The 13094-nt window shown below is 47.2% G+C and carries 16 protein-coding genes; 10 read left to right on the top strand and 6 right to left on the bottom strand.

Annotation, left to right across the window (positions count from 1 at the left end):
* The first annotated feature begins 38 nt into the window (after positions 1-38).
* Positions 39-701 carry a DUF2461 domain-containing protein gene (locus tag EHQ17_RS16585; RefSeq protein ID WP_135589910.1) on the top strand — a complete coding sequence of 221 codons (663 nt, stop codon included), beginning with the start codon at positions 39-41 and terminating at the stop codon, positions 699-701.
* On the opposite strand, the gene EHQ17_RS16590 is transcribed toward EHQ17_RS16585, so the two are convergent.
* The 6 genes from EHQ17_RS16590 to EHQ17_RS16615 all read right to left on the bottom strand — a co-directional run bounded on the left by EHQ17_RS16590 (position 694) and on the right by EHQ17_RS16615 (position 6125).
* A complete protein-coding gene (locus EHQ17_RS16590; protein ID WP_135589909.1) occupies positions 694-1629 on the bottom strand; it encodes a hypothetical protein in 936 nt (311 codons plus the stop codon). The two genes, EHQ17_RS16585 and EHQ17_RS16590, sit on opposite strands and share 8 nt — an antisense overlap.
* 233 nt (positions 1630-1862) lie before the next feature.
* Positions 1863-3821: a CASTOR/POLLUX-related putative ion channel gene (locus EHQ17_RS16595; RefSeq protein ID WP_210414557.1), complete on the bottom strand. Its 1959-nt coding sequence runs from the start codon at positions 3819-3821 to the stop codon at positions 1863-1865.
* A gap of 238 nt (positions 3822-4059) precedes the next feature.
* Positions 4060-4506, bottom strand: coding sequence for a DUF3995 domain-containing protein (locus EHQ17_RS16600; protein WP_135589908.1), 447 nt, complete (start codon positions 4504-4506; stop codon positions 4060-4062).
* Positions 4503-4958 carry a MarR family winged helix-turn-helix transcriptional regulator gene (locus EHQ17_RS16605; protein ID WP_135589907.1) on the bottom strand — a complete coding sequence of 152 codons (456 nt, stop codon included), beginning with the start codon at positions 4956-4958 and terminating at the stop codon, positions 4503-4505. Before EHQ17_RS16605 ends, EHQ17_RS16600 begins: the two co-directional genes overlap by 4 nt.
* A 30-nt stretch (positions 4959-4988) precedes the next feature.
* Positions 4989-5453 (bottom strand): MaoC family dehydratase, encoded by a 465-nt coding sequence (locus EHQ17_RS16610; protein ID WP_135589906.1) that lies wholly within the window; start codon positions 5451-5453, stop codon positions 4989-4991.
* A 12-nt stretch (positions 5454-5465) separates the two neighbouring features.
* Positions 5466-6125 carry a hypothetical protein gene (locus tag EHQ17_RS16615; RefSeq protein WP_425460721.1) on the bottom strand — a complete coding sequence of 220 codons (660 nt, stop codon included), beginning with the start codon at positions 6123-6125 and terminating at the stop codon, positions 5466-5468.
* 381 nt (positions 6126-6506) lie between these two features.
* On the opposite strand from EHQ17_RS16615, the gene EHQ17_RS16620 reads away from it, so the two are divergent.
* Genes EHQ17_RS16620 through nuoK form a run of 9 tightly spaced genes read left to right on the top strand, consistent with a single transcriptional unit; the run spans position 6507 to position 13093 of the window.
* Positions 6507-6884: an NADH-quinone oxidoreductase subunit A gene (locus EHQ17_RS16620; protein WP_135589905.1), complete on the top strand. Its 378-nt coding sequence runs from the start codon at positions 6507-6509 to the stop codon at positions 6882-6884.
* Positions 6875-7435, top strand: a complete 561-nt coding sequence (locus EHQ17_RS16625) for an NADH-quinone oxidoreductase subunit B (RefSeq protein WP_135589904.1) — start codon at positions 6875-6877, stop codon at positions 7433-7435. The genes EHQ17_RS16620 and EHQ17_RS16625 overlap by 10 nt, the downstream gene beginning before the upstream one ends.
* Positions 7432-7965, top strand: a complete 534-nt coding sequence (locus EHQ17_RS16630) for an NADH-quinone oxidoreductase subunit C (RefSeq protein WP_135589903.1) — start codon at positions 7432-7434, stop codon at positions 7963-7965. Before EHQ17_RS16625 ends, EHQ17_RS16630 begins: the two co-directional genes overlap by 4 nt.
* Positions 7966-7969: 4 nt before the next feature.
* On the top strand, positions 7970-9184 hold the full coding sequence (locus EHQ17_RS16635; RefSeq protein ID WP_135589902.1) for an NADH-quinone oxidoreductase subunit D: 1215 nt from the start codon (positions 7970-7972) through the stop codon (positions 9182-9184).
* The gene (nuoE, locus tag EHQ17_RS16640) at positions 9181-9660 is read left to right on the top strand and encodes an NADH-quinone oxidoreductase subunit NuoE (RefSeq protein WP_135589965.1); all 480 of its coding nucleotides are present in this window, start codon (positions 9181-9183) and stop codon (positions 9658-9660) included. The genes EHQ17_RS16635 and nuoE overlap by 4 nt, the downstream gene beginning before the upstream one ends.
* 14 nt (positions 9661-9674) lie before the next feature.
* Positions 9675-11012: an NADH-quinone oxidoreductase subunit NuoF gene (gene nuoF / locus EHQ17_RS16645; RefSeq protein WP_135589901.1), complete on the top strand. Its 1338-nt coding sequence runs from the start codon at positions 9675-9677 to the stop codon at positions 11010-11012.
* Complete coding sequence (gene nuoH, locus EHQ17_RS16650) at positions 11009-12049, top strand: NADH-quinone oxidoreductase subunit NuoH (RefSeq protein ID WP_135589900.1); 1041 nt, start codon at positions 11009-11011, stop codon at positions 12047-12049. Before nuoF ends, nuoH begins: the two co-directional genes overlap by 4 nt.
* 13 nt (positions 12050-12062) lie before the next feature.
* Positions 12063-12776, top strand: a complete 714-nt coding sequence (locus EHQ17_RS16655; protein WP_135589899.1) for an NADH-quinone oxidoreductase subunit J family protein — start codon at positions 12063-12065, stop codon at positions 12774-12776.
* Entirely contained in the window at positions 12773-13093 is a 321-nt protein-coding gene (gene nuoK, locus EHQ17_RS16660; protein ID WP_135589898.1) for an NADH-quinone oxidoreductase subunit NuoK, read from the top strand. The genes EHQ17_RS16655 and nuoK overlap by 4 nt, the downstream gene beginning before the upstream one ends.
* Position 13094 lies beyond the last annotated feature (1 nt).

Genomic DNA, 13094 nt, shown 5'->3' on the forward strand with positions numbered 1-13094 from the left:
AGTGCGGAGAAATCGATGCTTCCCAGTCGAAGGTTGTCATGTTGCAAAAATCCACTCTCGATTTTCTCAAAAAACTGGCCAAGAACAACGATAAGGTTTGGCTCGATTCCCATAAGGATCTTTACACGACCGCTAAAAACGATTTCGAAAACGTCGTTGCGGAATTGATCGTGGGACTTGCAAAAGTTAACCCCGATTTGGCGGGAGTTGATCCTAAAAAATGTATCTTTCGGATCCATCGGGACGTGCGTTTTTCCAAAAATAAGGAGCCGTATAAGACCAATTTCGGAGCGAGTATCGGCTCTTCCGGCAAGGACCTCGGTCGTCCGTTGTTTTACGCGCACGTTCAACCCGGCGGAGAATCCTTTCTCGCCGGCGGTCTTTATATGCCCGATTCGCAGACTTTGCGTAAAGTGCGCGAGTATATATTAGAAGATTCTAAAAAACTAAAGAAGATCGTTTCCGAAAAACGGTTCGCCTCGGAGTTCGGCGGTCTTTCCGATATGAAATTAAAGACGGCTCCCAAAGGTTTCGCTAAAGATCATCCCGATCTGGAGTGGATCCAATTTACGAGTTATATCGTTGAGAAAAAACTGAAGGACGAAGACGTTCTTTCCAAAAATTTCGTCAAAAACGCGGTGGAGTCGTATAAAATTCTACAACCGTTGTTAAACTATCTGAATACGGCGATCCTTAGATAGAATCCGTTCCGTATATTTTGTCGAGATTTTCGAAACCGGAGTGTTTGAGTTTACACGAGGAATACAACAGTAAAATCCGAGCGTATTCGTACGAGTTTACGTCCGTTATACAACGTTCCGTCATTTGTACGTTGTAATTCCAAGCCGCCAAAACGTATCCCGAGTCATGGATCTCTTCCACACAAATGTCCAGCGAGTTTCGAGTGTATTTTGCGTCGGGTTCCAATTTTAGGGCCGTCGTAAAGTTTACCGGAGCCGCTAAGGCGTTCAAAAAACGAAGATTGGCGGCAAAAGCGCGGTCCATTTCCACATAACTCGCTTCTGCCAGAGAAATACGATAACTTTGACCGGGCATTCCTTCGCAACCTATATAAGCGAAATTGAATGTTTCGCTTCCGACCTCCAGTGTTTGCGGGGAATTCGGAGGTAGGTCCGAAAAAAATCCGGAAGGAAAACCGGATCCGTTCGCGCTTTCATCGGTTCCAGTGCTCAGTCTGCAAATCGTTTGTTCGACTTGGTCCGGATCGTTTCTTTCGAATCGGATCGATACGGTTCCTACGGTTGCGTTCGTTCGTATTTGAAATACGTCGATGTCTCCGTTCGCTTCTATGGAACCGGTTATTTCCGCGAAGGGGTTTCGGGAGGGATTGAAATCGAACGTTTGTGGTGTTGCGTAGAGGTCGTTCGGTTCCGTGTCATCCAAACGTTCCGGCGGATTTGTCGCGGTTCCGTATCCCGTATTGCAAGAGGAGTTTTGAACAAGAGACGGAAGTCCGACCGTTTCATAGGTCGAAATGATCCGGATCTCTTCCTGAATTTTTTGAATCGCTTCGTTTCCAAACACGAAATCATTCCCCGTGTTTTTACAATTTAGGATTCCCAAGAAGAGGTAGAAGACGATAAGAGGAGAAGTCTTAGTTGATTTCATATTCGCTTGTTGAACCTGAACCAGTTGTTCTTCGGATTTCTTTCTATGATCGATTTAATATGGTTACAATTCGAAAAACGTAATGTCTTATTATAATTATATGAAGATTGGCGGGATACGGTCAGGGATTCGAACCGATTTTCGATTTTTTTTTTCGAAAAACCGAAAATCGGCGCGCTTTGGTTTACGGATGATTTGTGCCGTGATCGGAGCGAGATCGATCGTTTCCGATTTTACGTTTGATCTTCCGCCAATACGATCAGCGCATCCTCCGCCGTGATTCGGAAGGAATCACCTTTTTCCGGGATGAGATGGACGCCGTATCCGCATTCTTCGTTTTTTTCCTCGGACGCGATACGAATTCCGAAACAGGTTTCTCCCCGTTTGAGCGCGGCTCCGACCAGATCGGCGAAGCTGAGTGTGATCGGTAGATTTTCGAAATATAAGGTGGCCGGTTTAAGATAGATTTCGCTTCCTTCCGGGCTGAATAGATTTTCGTAAACGCGCATAACGTCGGGTTCCTGCGAAACCTGCGCCATCATTTTCGATACGAACTGGTTGGAGATCAGAAAATCCTTTACGCCGGTTTCAAGAACGATTTCCGTATTTTCGGAATTCATGATTTCGGTGATGAGTTGTGTGTTCGGTTGATTGCCGGATTTGAACGCGTATCGTTTGAAATATTGTCTAAAGCGTAATAGTAACGATATCGTCTGTGCGTCCACTTCCTCGATATTCTCCTTTTCTTCGGCGAGGAATATTACGGAATCGTAAGATTCGGGAGCGAGTCGTTTCATCACCGATTCCTGCGAGAGGTCCGCTTGAAAGGAGCGTAACGTGATCTTCGGATATTTTTTCTTAAGTCTGACCATGGAGGATTTGAATTCGTCGTCGATCTGTTTTACGAGAACGTCGATGGTGGATCCGGGGGAAACGAATTTCGCGTATTCTTCCACGATCAGAGGGCTTTTGGAGTTCCAACCTACGATGAGTTGTTTGTCTACCGGGTTGTTCCGTTTTTTCTTCGGCTGAGGAAAGTCTTTGGGCGACGCAACGGCCGAACTTAAATAGCGGATTTTGGAATCGTCTTCCGCGAGCAATACGGCGTCCTCCGAATTTTCCGGTACGTAATCGGAGGAAGGATTGAGCAGAATTTCACCGTCCTCCTTTCTAAATCCGAGAGGGACCGATTCGTTAAACCGAAATGAAATTTCCCGAAAGTTCAGTCCACCCCATCCGGATGTCGGCTTATAAAAGTATATTTCATCCCCTTCGAATCCCACGAGATTGGAATATACGACCGCGAGTCCGGAGGTTCTGGATGTTTGAACCAACAACTTGGAGAGAATCGTTCTTTCGTCCATTACCTGGATCGAATCGGATAATTCCTGCGCGATTCTTCGATTGTCTTCGCTATATAATTCCGCTACGATCGGAGGTAGTTCGCGTTCGGATCCGCCTAACGCGACTAAGGCCATCAAGGTCTTTAAAACCTTGGCGTCGCCGATGTTTCTTCCTTCTTTGGAATCTTCGTCTCCGGACGAATTGAGGACCAATACCGATTTCGCTTTTCCGGCGTTGACTTTTCTCAGTGAGTGTAGGCTGGACGGCGTTCCCGATCTGGTTATGATCTTGGTGGTTTTTCTTTCCTGAAGATTTTCCGCGAGGTAGTCGTCCATTTCCTCCTTATCCTCTTCGGCGAGAATCGTTACGACCGCTCTTGACTCCGACTCGTTGGCTTCTATCAGCTCCTTTACGATTTCCACGACTCGAATTCCGAATCCAAGAATGATCGTATGATCATTTTCTAATACGTCGCTTTTGCCCTTACGTAGATCCTGGATTTTTTGGTCGAATTGATTGGTGATGAACGCGACCAAACTCGAAAAAAGAACCAATCCTAAAAACACGGTGAGTATTCCGGTCGTTTTGTTGAACCAATTGGATTCTCCGTCTTCCGCCACGGCACCCGCGTCGGAGATCTGTAAAAACACCCTCCACAGAAATTCACCCGATCCGTGTACGGATTCGTCCGGGAAAATCAGTCCGCCGATTAGACGAACGATCGATAACAGTAAAAATGCGACCAGAAACAGCGTGATCAAGGCGATGAATACGGAACCTCCTCCTCTGGACATAAAGTTGTCGAAGTGGTAGCGGAGTTTGTCGGAGAATTTTGGATTGGATTTCATGCGTGGAGAATGGAATTTTATCCCTGCAATTTATCAAATGGAAAATAAATTCTTAGTAAAAATTCGAAATGTAGGAACTCCTGAAAAAACTGGGATTCGGGAAAGTTCTCCCGGGTCCGTGTGGGAACTCACACGATTTCGCGTAAAACGGGCGGATGCAGGCCGATGTTATCGGGGAGAATTTCGTGAAAAACGTAGGAGATCCCATCCCGACTTCCTAATATCGTTTCGTTTTCGATTAACGCGTCGATAAAAACAAACAAACGGAAAGAAACAGACACAGGGGGGAATAAAATATAGAGTCCGCTTCCGCAAAATCGGTCCCGGAAACGCTCTTAAAAAAACCGACAAAACGAAAGTCGCCGATCGCTCTCAAAAGAAAAACAAAGGATAAAAAATAAATTCCGTATCGAACGACGTGTTCCGGAATCGGAAGAAACAAGCGCAGTTTCCAGCCGATCGGAAGAACGGAAGCGACAAACAAGAGTAAGGCGACCGCAAGCGTGGAAATTTTTCCGGGAACGAACGCAGGCTTCCCCTTCCACTCGGGAACGGCACGGTTTTTTCCGTAGTTCCCTCCCGCGGCCCAATAAAAATGCAATGAGGAAAGAGAGAAGAGAATCCATCCTCCCGTCCAAGAAGCGATCCAAGAAATCCAATCCCAACGAATCTCCGGTTCGGTCATTGGATCAAATCGGCGTTGGCCCCATCCGGATTTTGATTGTTGTAGAGTTTCACCAAAAGACGGACCAATTCCTTTTTTTCCGTTTCCGAAAATCCCTTATACAAGTTGTTGACCAACGATCGGGAAATTCCGAGCAGAACGGGGCGTACGGTGAATGCTTTTTGAGTCAATTCCAGATGTACGATTCTTTGGTCTTCCGGATCCCGAATCCGTTCTACGTAACCGAGGGACTCCAGTTTATCAACAAGAGCGGTTAACGTGGACTTGTCCCGGTTGATCATCTTGGCGATTTCCTGCATCTGGGCCCGTTTCTTCTTGATCAAAGCGAAAAGAATATCCGCGTGTGTCGTCGAAATGGCACCCAGGCCTTTTTCCTTCAGTTCCGCGTTGAGATGTTTGTGGAACTCGTCTCGAATTCTCGAGACAACATAGATGATCAGTCTAGGACTCATAGTTTACCTAATTTAAAAAGAATTTTTTAATCAGGCAAATTGATACAGGTAGATAACCTCTCCGATTGCGGCCGCTTTTGCGGAACCTTCGGTTTCGAAGGTCATTTTTAGGGTCATCCGTGCGGTTCCTCTCAAGTCCTTTAACTCGATCAGTTCCGCTTTCAGTCTCAATTTGCTTCCTACCTTTACGGGTTCCAGAAACCGGAGTTTCTCCATCCCGTAATTTATCCCCATTTTAATATTCTTTAATTCTAATATTTGTGAAAGTAGATAGGGAGCCATGGATAAAGTAAGATATCCGTGCGCGATGGTTCCTCCGAACGGGGATTCCTTGGCGGCTCTCGCCGGATCCGTATGGATCCACTGATGATCCAAGGTCGCTTCCGCGAATTTGTTCACCTGTTCCTGGGAAATCGTATGATACTCGGAAACACCGATTTCCTTACCCGTATACGCCTCGAGTTCCGCAAAGCTGGATAATACTACCTTTGCCATGACATTCTCCTTTTACTCCGTTTTTTGTATCAATCTGTTTGTCAGCTGTTCGAATATCTCGGATTCCAGAATGGATAAGTCGATGTTGTCTTGATGACCGAACGCTTTTCCCGAAAAGATTCCTTTCCAAAGAATCGATCCGCTGTCCACGTCCATCGCCTTGACGGTCAATTCGAGAATGGAATTCCCCGATGCCGTTCCGTAATCCGTCATTTCCGTGAACACGGCCACTTCGCCTTTGAGTTGTTTGGCGATCTTGATCCCTGTTTCTTCGGTGAAGTTTTTTTCGGTCTCTAATACGTTACGGAACTGCCTTTCCGCATTGTATTTTTCCTGGATATTTCCTCCGTAATTGAGAATCGCCAATTCCAGTTTTTCGAAACTTCTGGATTCGACGAACTTTTTCTGGTCCGCACTTTGTTCTTTCATTAACCAACCGGAACGCACTTGCACCGGAAAGACTACGTGTTTGGATTTTTTTTGAGGAGTGAATCCTCTGCGTACGAAGACGGTTCCTAAGATCGTATTTTTGGAAGTGGAACAATCCGTAAAAACGAAAAACAGAAAAAGAAAAAAGATCCAAATCCGCGGAGAAGAAAAACGAGACGAAGGATTCGTTTTCAGGGAAAAGTAATTTTTAACACAGACCGATAGCAATTCGCTTCCCCTCACGGCTCGATTCCAAGAGAAGTCAGTGCTTCCTTTTGTCCATCCGTTTTTTCGCGGATCGATTTCTAATTTTGAAACAAAAATCGAATATCCCAAAATGGAATAGTTTCTTGTGCGAACCGATTCGAAGTCGTCCGGATGATTCTTACATTTTTGTTTTGAGCGGAAGGAAAGAAAGGTTCTCGACGTCTCGTTCGAGGTATGTTCGAGCGACCTCGTTGAATTAGAAATTTCTGAAATGTCACAAAGCGGATCGAGATACATTCTCCCGTCGTGGAGGTCGTTTTATTGAGAGATCTTCTCAGTCGGAACTCGATCCTGAAGCCTCTTTCGTTCGAATTTCAGGTTGACAGGCTATGTGCGGAACGGAGTCTAATAGGAGCTATGGACAGCGCTCCCGAGCATCTTGGCCCCTTATTAATTCAGTTCTTACTCGGAGTCGGATTCTCCGCTCTGATTCTTACCCTTGCCATACTCATCGGTCCTAAGAAAAAGTCGAAGCCGCAAGACGCATTCGAATGCGGGGTTCAGTACTATGGGGACGCGAGAGGGCTCTTCAACATCAAATTTTATTTGGTCGCGGTGCTTTTTATTCTCTTCGATATCGAAGCCGTCTTTTTGTTTCCCTATGCGGTCAATCTGATCGGATTCAAAAACGCCGGAATCGGTCTTTTTCTCGTCTTCGAGATGTTTGTGTTTGTCCTGACCTTGGTCGTGGGTTTATACTATATCTGGAAGAAAGGAGCGCTGGAATGGGATTGAGCGATTTGAATAGAACTCCGGGCCAAGCCTTGGGAGATATGGTTCAACTGGGAAGCGTGGAATCCGTGATCCAATGGGGGCGGAGCCATTCCCTTTGGCCGTATCCGTTTGCGACCGCTTGTTGCGGAATCGAATACATGAGCACGGCTTGTTCCGACTACGACATCGCCCGCTTCGGAGCCGAACGACCTTCGTTTTCCCCTCGTCAGGCGGATATGATTCTCGTATTGGGAACCATTACCTACAAGATGGCTCCGGTCCTCCGACAAATTTACGATCAGATGGCCGAGCCTAAATTCGTAATCAGCGTCGGAGCCTGTGCTTCTTCCGGGGGAATGTTTCACACCTACGGAGTGTTGCAGGGTGTGGACCGGATTCTTCCCGTGGACGTGTATGTACCGGGCTGCCCGCCGAGACCGGAAGCGATTTTGGACGCGCTCGTCAAACTCCAGGAAAAACTCAAAACCCAGGGTTTGGAAGCGAGACGTCAGGAAGTGATGCAAAAGATCCAGGAATTAAACGAAAGAAATAAACCCCTGGTCGTACGATGAAAGAAGAAGTAGAACGGTTTCTCAAAGAAAAATTTTCCCACTTTTTGGATGCGCCGGAAGAGACGGTCTCCAACGTCCCGGTGATCTATATTAAAGCCGAAGGGGTCGTGCCCGTGTTGACTGCTTTGAAAAACGATCCCACTCTTCATTATAATTTTCTAAACGACTTAACCGCGGTGGATTGGCTCGGAAAAAAAGAGCCCAGGTTCGAAGTCAATTATCTGCTCCGGTCTGCGAACAAGTCTTCGAGCCGGATCCGGATCAAGGTTCGACTCGAAGAAGGAGAAGCGGTTCCAAGCGTGACTAACGTGTTCAAAGGAGCCGACTGGCCCGAACGCGAGGTTTACGATCTTTTCGGAATTTCCTTTATCGGTCATCCCAATCTGGATCGGATTCTGATGCCCGACAACTTTCAAGGACATCCGTTGCGGAAGGATTTTCCGCTGGAAGGTTTCGGTCAGGATTATCTCATCGAGGATCTGCTTCATATTCACGTGAACGAAGACATCGTCCAGGAAGGAGGAAAGTAGAAGTATGTACGAAAAAACGGCCGAACACTTCGAACAGAAATATAAGAATCTTCCCGAAGGTCATCTTCTCGTAAACCTCGGTCCTTCCCATCCCGCGACACACGGAATTCTCCAAAACGTGATTCAAATCGACGGAGAAAGAATCGTGGAAGCCGAGTCCGTAATCGGATATGTGCATCGTTGTTTTGAAAAATTAGGGGAACGTTATACGTACAATCAGTTTTTGGTCTGCACCGATCGTATGAACTACGTTTCCACTCCGCTGAACAATATCGGTTGGATTCTCGCCGTGGAAAAGATGATGCAGGTGGAAGTTCCCGATCGGGTTACCTACGTTCGGATGATCATTTCCGAACTTTCCAGAATCATCGATCATATCATCTGCACCGGTATTTTAGGCGTGGACTTGGGAGCGTTTTCCGGACTTCTGCATCTTTTTCATCATAGGGAAAATATCTATCAGGTCATAGAAAAATTGACCGGAGCCAGATTGACGACCACCTTCTGCAGGATCGGAGGACTGGAACGTGATATCTATCCGGATTTCGTAAAGGAAGTCAAATTGGTCTGCAAGGGATTGAAACCCGCGATCGAAGAATTCAACGATCTTCTTTTAAAGAATAAAATTTTTCTCGGACGCACCGAAGGTATCGGCGGAATCTCCGCGGAAAACGCGATCGCATACGGATACACCGGACCCAATCTCCGCGCGGCGGGAGTGGATTGGGACGTTCGTAAGGATGAACCGTATATGTTGTATGATAAGGTGGACTTCGACGTTCCCGTCGGCGAAGACGGAAGCGTGCTTCATCGTTCTCTTGTGAGAATGGAGGAGATGCGTCAGTCCATTCGTATCATCGAACAACTCGTAGACGGAATTCCCGAAGGTCCTTGGCACGCGGATCTTCCTCACGCTTATCTTCCCGAAAAGAAAAAAGTCTACAACAACATGGAAGAGTTGATCTATCACTTCAAAATCATCATGCACGGAGTAAAGGTTCCTCCGGGAGAATATTATATGGGGACCGAGGCCGCCAACGGAGAACTCGGATATTATATCGTTTCCGAAGGAGAAAAGTCGCCTTGGAGGGTTCACGTTAGACGTCCTTGTTTTTGGTATTATCAATCCTTTGCCGAATTGGTCCGGGGAGGACTTCTTGCGGATTCAGTCGCGACGATGAGTTCCTTAAACGTGATCGCGGGGGAGTTGGATTGTTGATGTATAAGTTCAGCGAAGCCGCGGAAAAAAGATTCCAAAGAATGCTTGAGGCGTTTCCGGACAAACGTTCCTTGATCCTTCCTTGCCTTTACATTCTTCAGAGAGAAAACGGATTTGTGGATCAGGACGGTATGAATTACATCGCCGAAAGATTGGGAGATCCGATTTCGCTCGCGCAAGTTTACGGAGTCGCCACGTTTTACACCCTCTACAACAAAAAACCGGTGGGTAAATATCATATCCAAATCTGCGGAACTTCCAGTTGTTATCTTCGCGGAAGCGACGAGATCGAGGAACATATCTGCAACCGGCTCGGAATCCATACCGGTCAAACCACTCCCGATCGTAAGTTCACTTTGGAAGAAGTGGAATGTTTAGGGGCCTGCGGATACGCTCCCATGGTGCAGATCAACGACGATTTTTACGAACATCTGACTCCCGAAAAAGTGGATCAGATCTTGGACAGCCTGAACTGACGAAGGAACTCCTTATGGCAGAAATGAAACTTCTCACGAAATACATAGACAATCCTCAGTCCGCCAAACTCGAGTTTTACGAATCGGTGCACGGATACGAAGGAATGAAAAAGGCGCTTGCGATGAAGCCGGACGATATCGTCGCCGAGGTCAAAAAATCGGGTCTCAGAGGGCGGGGAGGCGCGGGTTTTCCCACCGGTCTCAAATGGTCCTTTATCCCGAAAGACATTCCAAAACCGAAATATATCATCTGCAACGCAGACGAAGGTGAGCCTGGAACATTCAAAGATCGTAAACTGATTGAAAACCTTCCGCATCAGATCATAGAAGGGATGATCATCGGAGCGAAAGCGATCGGATCCAACAAAGGTTTTTTTTATATTCGAGGCGAATTTCAAAAGGGTGCCAAAGCCATGCAGAACGCGATCGACGAGGCGTATGCAAAAGGATATTTGGGAAAAAATATCCTGGATAGCGGTTTCGACTTCGATCTCATTCTTTATGAAGGTGCGGGCGCGTATATCTGCGGAGAAGAAACCGCGCTCATCAATTCTCTCGAAGGCAGAAGAGGTCATCCAAGATTAAAACCTCCTTTCCCCGCAGTATCGGGTTTGTATCGTTCACCGACCGTGGTCAACAACGTGGAAACGTTTTCCGCGATTCCTCATATCATGGACAAAGGCGCGGATTGGTATTCCAAAATCGGAACCGAAAAATCTCCCGGAACGAGACTTTTCAGCGTATCGGGCCACGTAAAAAGACCCGGCGTGTACGAAATCGAATTAGGAACTCCTTTATTAGAACTTGTGAATGATCTTTGCGGTGGAATCGTTGACGACAAACCGCTAAAAGCGGTCATTCCGGGCGGATCCTCGGTTCCGATTCTCACCGCGGAAGAATGCAAAACCGCTACTATGGATTTCGAATCCATGGCCGCGCACAAAACGATGTTGGGCTCCGGCGCGGTGATCGTTCTTGCGGAAGGAACCGACATCGTGGAAACCACGTATCGATTCGCGAGATTTTACGCACACGAATCCTGCGGTCAGTGTACTCCTTGTAGAGAAGGCACACACTGGGTCGCGGATCTACTCCATAAAATTCGGGAAGGGGAAGGAACGGTCCAGGATATCGATCTCATTCTTTCCTTATCCAGAAATATGGAAGGCGGAACCACGATTTGTCCTTTGTCCGACGCTTGTGTGGGAGCGGTACGTCCCGCCTTGCAGAAGTTTCGTTCCGAGTTCGACGCAAGATTAAAAGACAAACCTGCGGCTCCCGATCATCCTCGTAGAAGAAAAGAGGATCTGATCGTTACCGAATCCCCTGCGGGAGGAAAGGCGACTCCATGAATTGGAACGAGATTCTATTTTGGCTTTTAAAGAGCGGCCTTTTCTTTTTTATCCTGATCACGGCCTGCGCGTATTATACTCTCGCGGAAAGAAAGGTCGCGGGTTTTATCCAGGACCGTAAAGGTCCGAACCGCGCCGGGTTCTGGGGTTTGTTACAACCTCTTGCGGATGGAATTAAATTCTTAACCAAAGAGGAAGTGTTTCCTACGCAGGTCAATAAGGTCATGTATCTGATCGCTCCCGCGATTTCGATGACCTGTGCGATCATGGCTTGGTCTATCGTCCCTTTCGGTGGACAGATTCCTCTTCCTTCCTGGTTACAGGAGGCCACCGGTCTCGGAGTTTTGGATCTGCAGATCGCCAATCCGGATACGGGAATTCTCTTTCTGTTCGCGATCTCTTCTCTTGCGGTTTACGGAATCATCATCGCGGGTTGGGCGAGTAATAACAAATATTCGTTGTTAGGCGCCATTCGTTCCACGGCGCAGATGATCAGTTACGAACTACCTCTGGGCATGAGCGTTGTATCGATCGTAATCCTTACCGGATCGCTCAAACTCACCGATATCAGCGCTTCGCAAGCCGGACTTTGGAACGTTTTCAAACTTCCCGGATTTATCGCGTTCTGTTTATTCGTTGTGGCGATGTTCGCCGAAACCAACCGTCTTCCTTTCGATTTGGCCGAGGCGGAATCCGAACTCGTCGTAGGATTTCACACCGAATACGGGGCCTTTAAGTTCGCGCTCTTTTTTATCGCCGAATACATGAACATGATCACGATGAGTTGTGTGGTCACACTTTTGTTTTTCGGAGGTTATCAGGTTCCGTTCGGAATTCTCGAGGGGAACGTTTTACAACCCTTGCTCGGACTCGCGTTCTTTTTGGGGAAAGTTCTGTTTTTTACGTTCCTGTTTCTTTGGGTCAGGTGGACGCTGCCCCGTTTTCGTTACGACCAACTCATGTCTTTGGGCTGGAAAAAGCTCATTCCCTGGGCGATTCTGAACATTCTGATCGCAAGCATCTATATACAATTTTAAGAATATAACAAATATGCCATTTACAGACCAACCTCAACTGCTTTTGTTTTTTCTATTCGCCTCGGTTATGGTGCTCAGTTCGTTGGGGGTGATCTTTCATCCGAACGCCATCTCGGCCGCGGTTTTGCTCGTATTGAGTTTTTTTTCGTTGGCCGCGATTTACGCGGTGATGAACGCGATTTTTATCGCCACGATGCAGATCCTGGTTTACGCGGGAGCGATCATGGTTCTGGTCGTGTTCGTACTTATGTTGTTGTCTCTTCGTGACGAAACACAAAGACTATTTTTCTTCGAAAAACCTATTAAGAAATTCTTATATTTATCCTTGGTCGCTTTCCTGGGGGTGCTCCTGGTCACGGCGGTTCAAGACGGAATTCCTTCCAGAACCGCCGCCTCCGTCGGTTACGCTCAAACGAAGGACGGGGAATTCGCCGGTTATTCCTTTCGAATTTCGAAATACGAGATCGTTAAGAATCAAAAAGGAGTCAAAGAATCCGGTTCGAATCCGGCGGAACGCGCGACGATTCCGAACGTTTCGGCAGAAGGTTCGACGAATCCGGATCCGGTTCACGTTAGCGGAAACACCGCGGTCGTTGGAAGTGCGATGTTTTTGCGGTATCTCCTCCCTTTCGAGCTGATCTCTGTCCTTTTACTTACGGCCGTCCTCGGTGTGGTCGTGCTCGGTAAAAAAAATCCCGGTAAAAACGAAAACGGAGGCGCACTATGAATCTTTGGATCTCCGGGATTCCGGTGGAATATTTCCTTATTTTGGCGATGATCATCTTTGCGATCGGCGTGGCCGGAGTGATGATTCGAAGAAGCGCAGTCCTTATCTTTATGTCCATCGAACTCATCCTGAACTCGGTCAATCTCGTCTTTGTCACCTTCTCCAAAGCACTTCATCAAGTGGACGGGGAAGTCGCGGTTTTTTTCGTAATGGCGATCGCCGCCGCCGAAGCCGCGATCGGACTTGCGATCGTGATCGCAATCCATCGGCTCAAAAAAACGAGCTACGTTGACGAAATGAATCTGATGAAATGGTAGA

Source organism: Leptospira gomenensis (assembly GCF_004770155.1).
Taxonomy (GTDB): Bacteria; Spirochaetota; Leptospiria; order Leptospirales; family Leptospiraceae; genus Leptospira; species Leptospira gomenensis.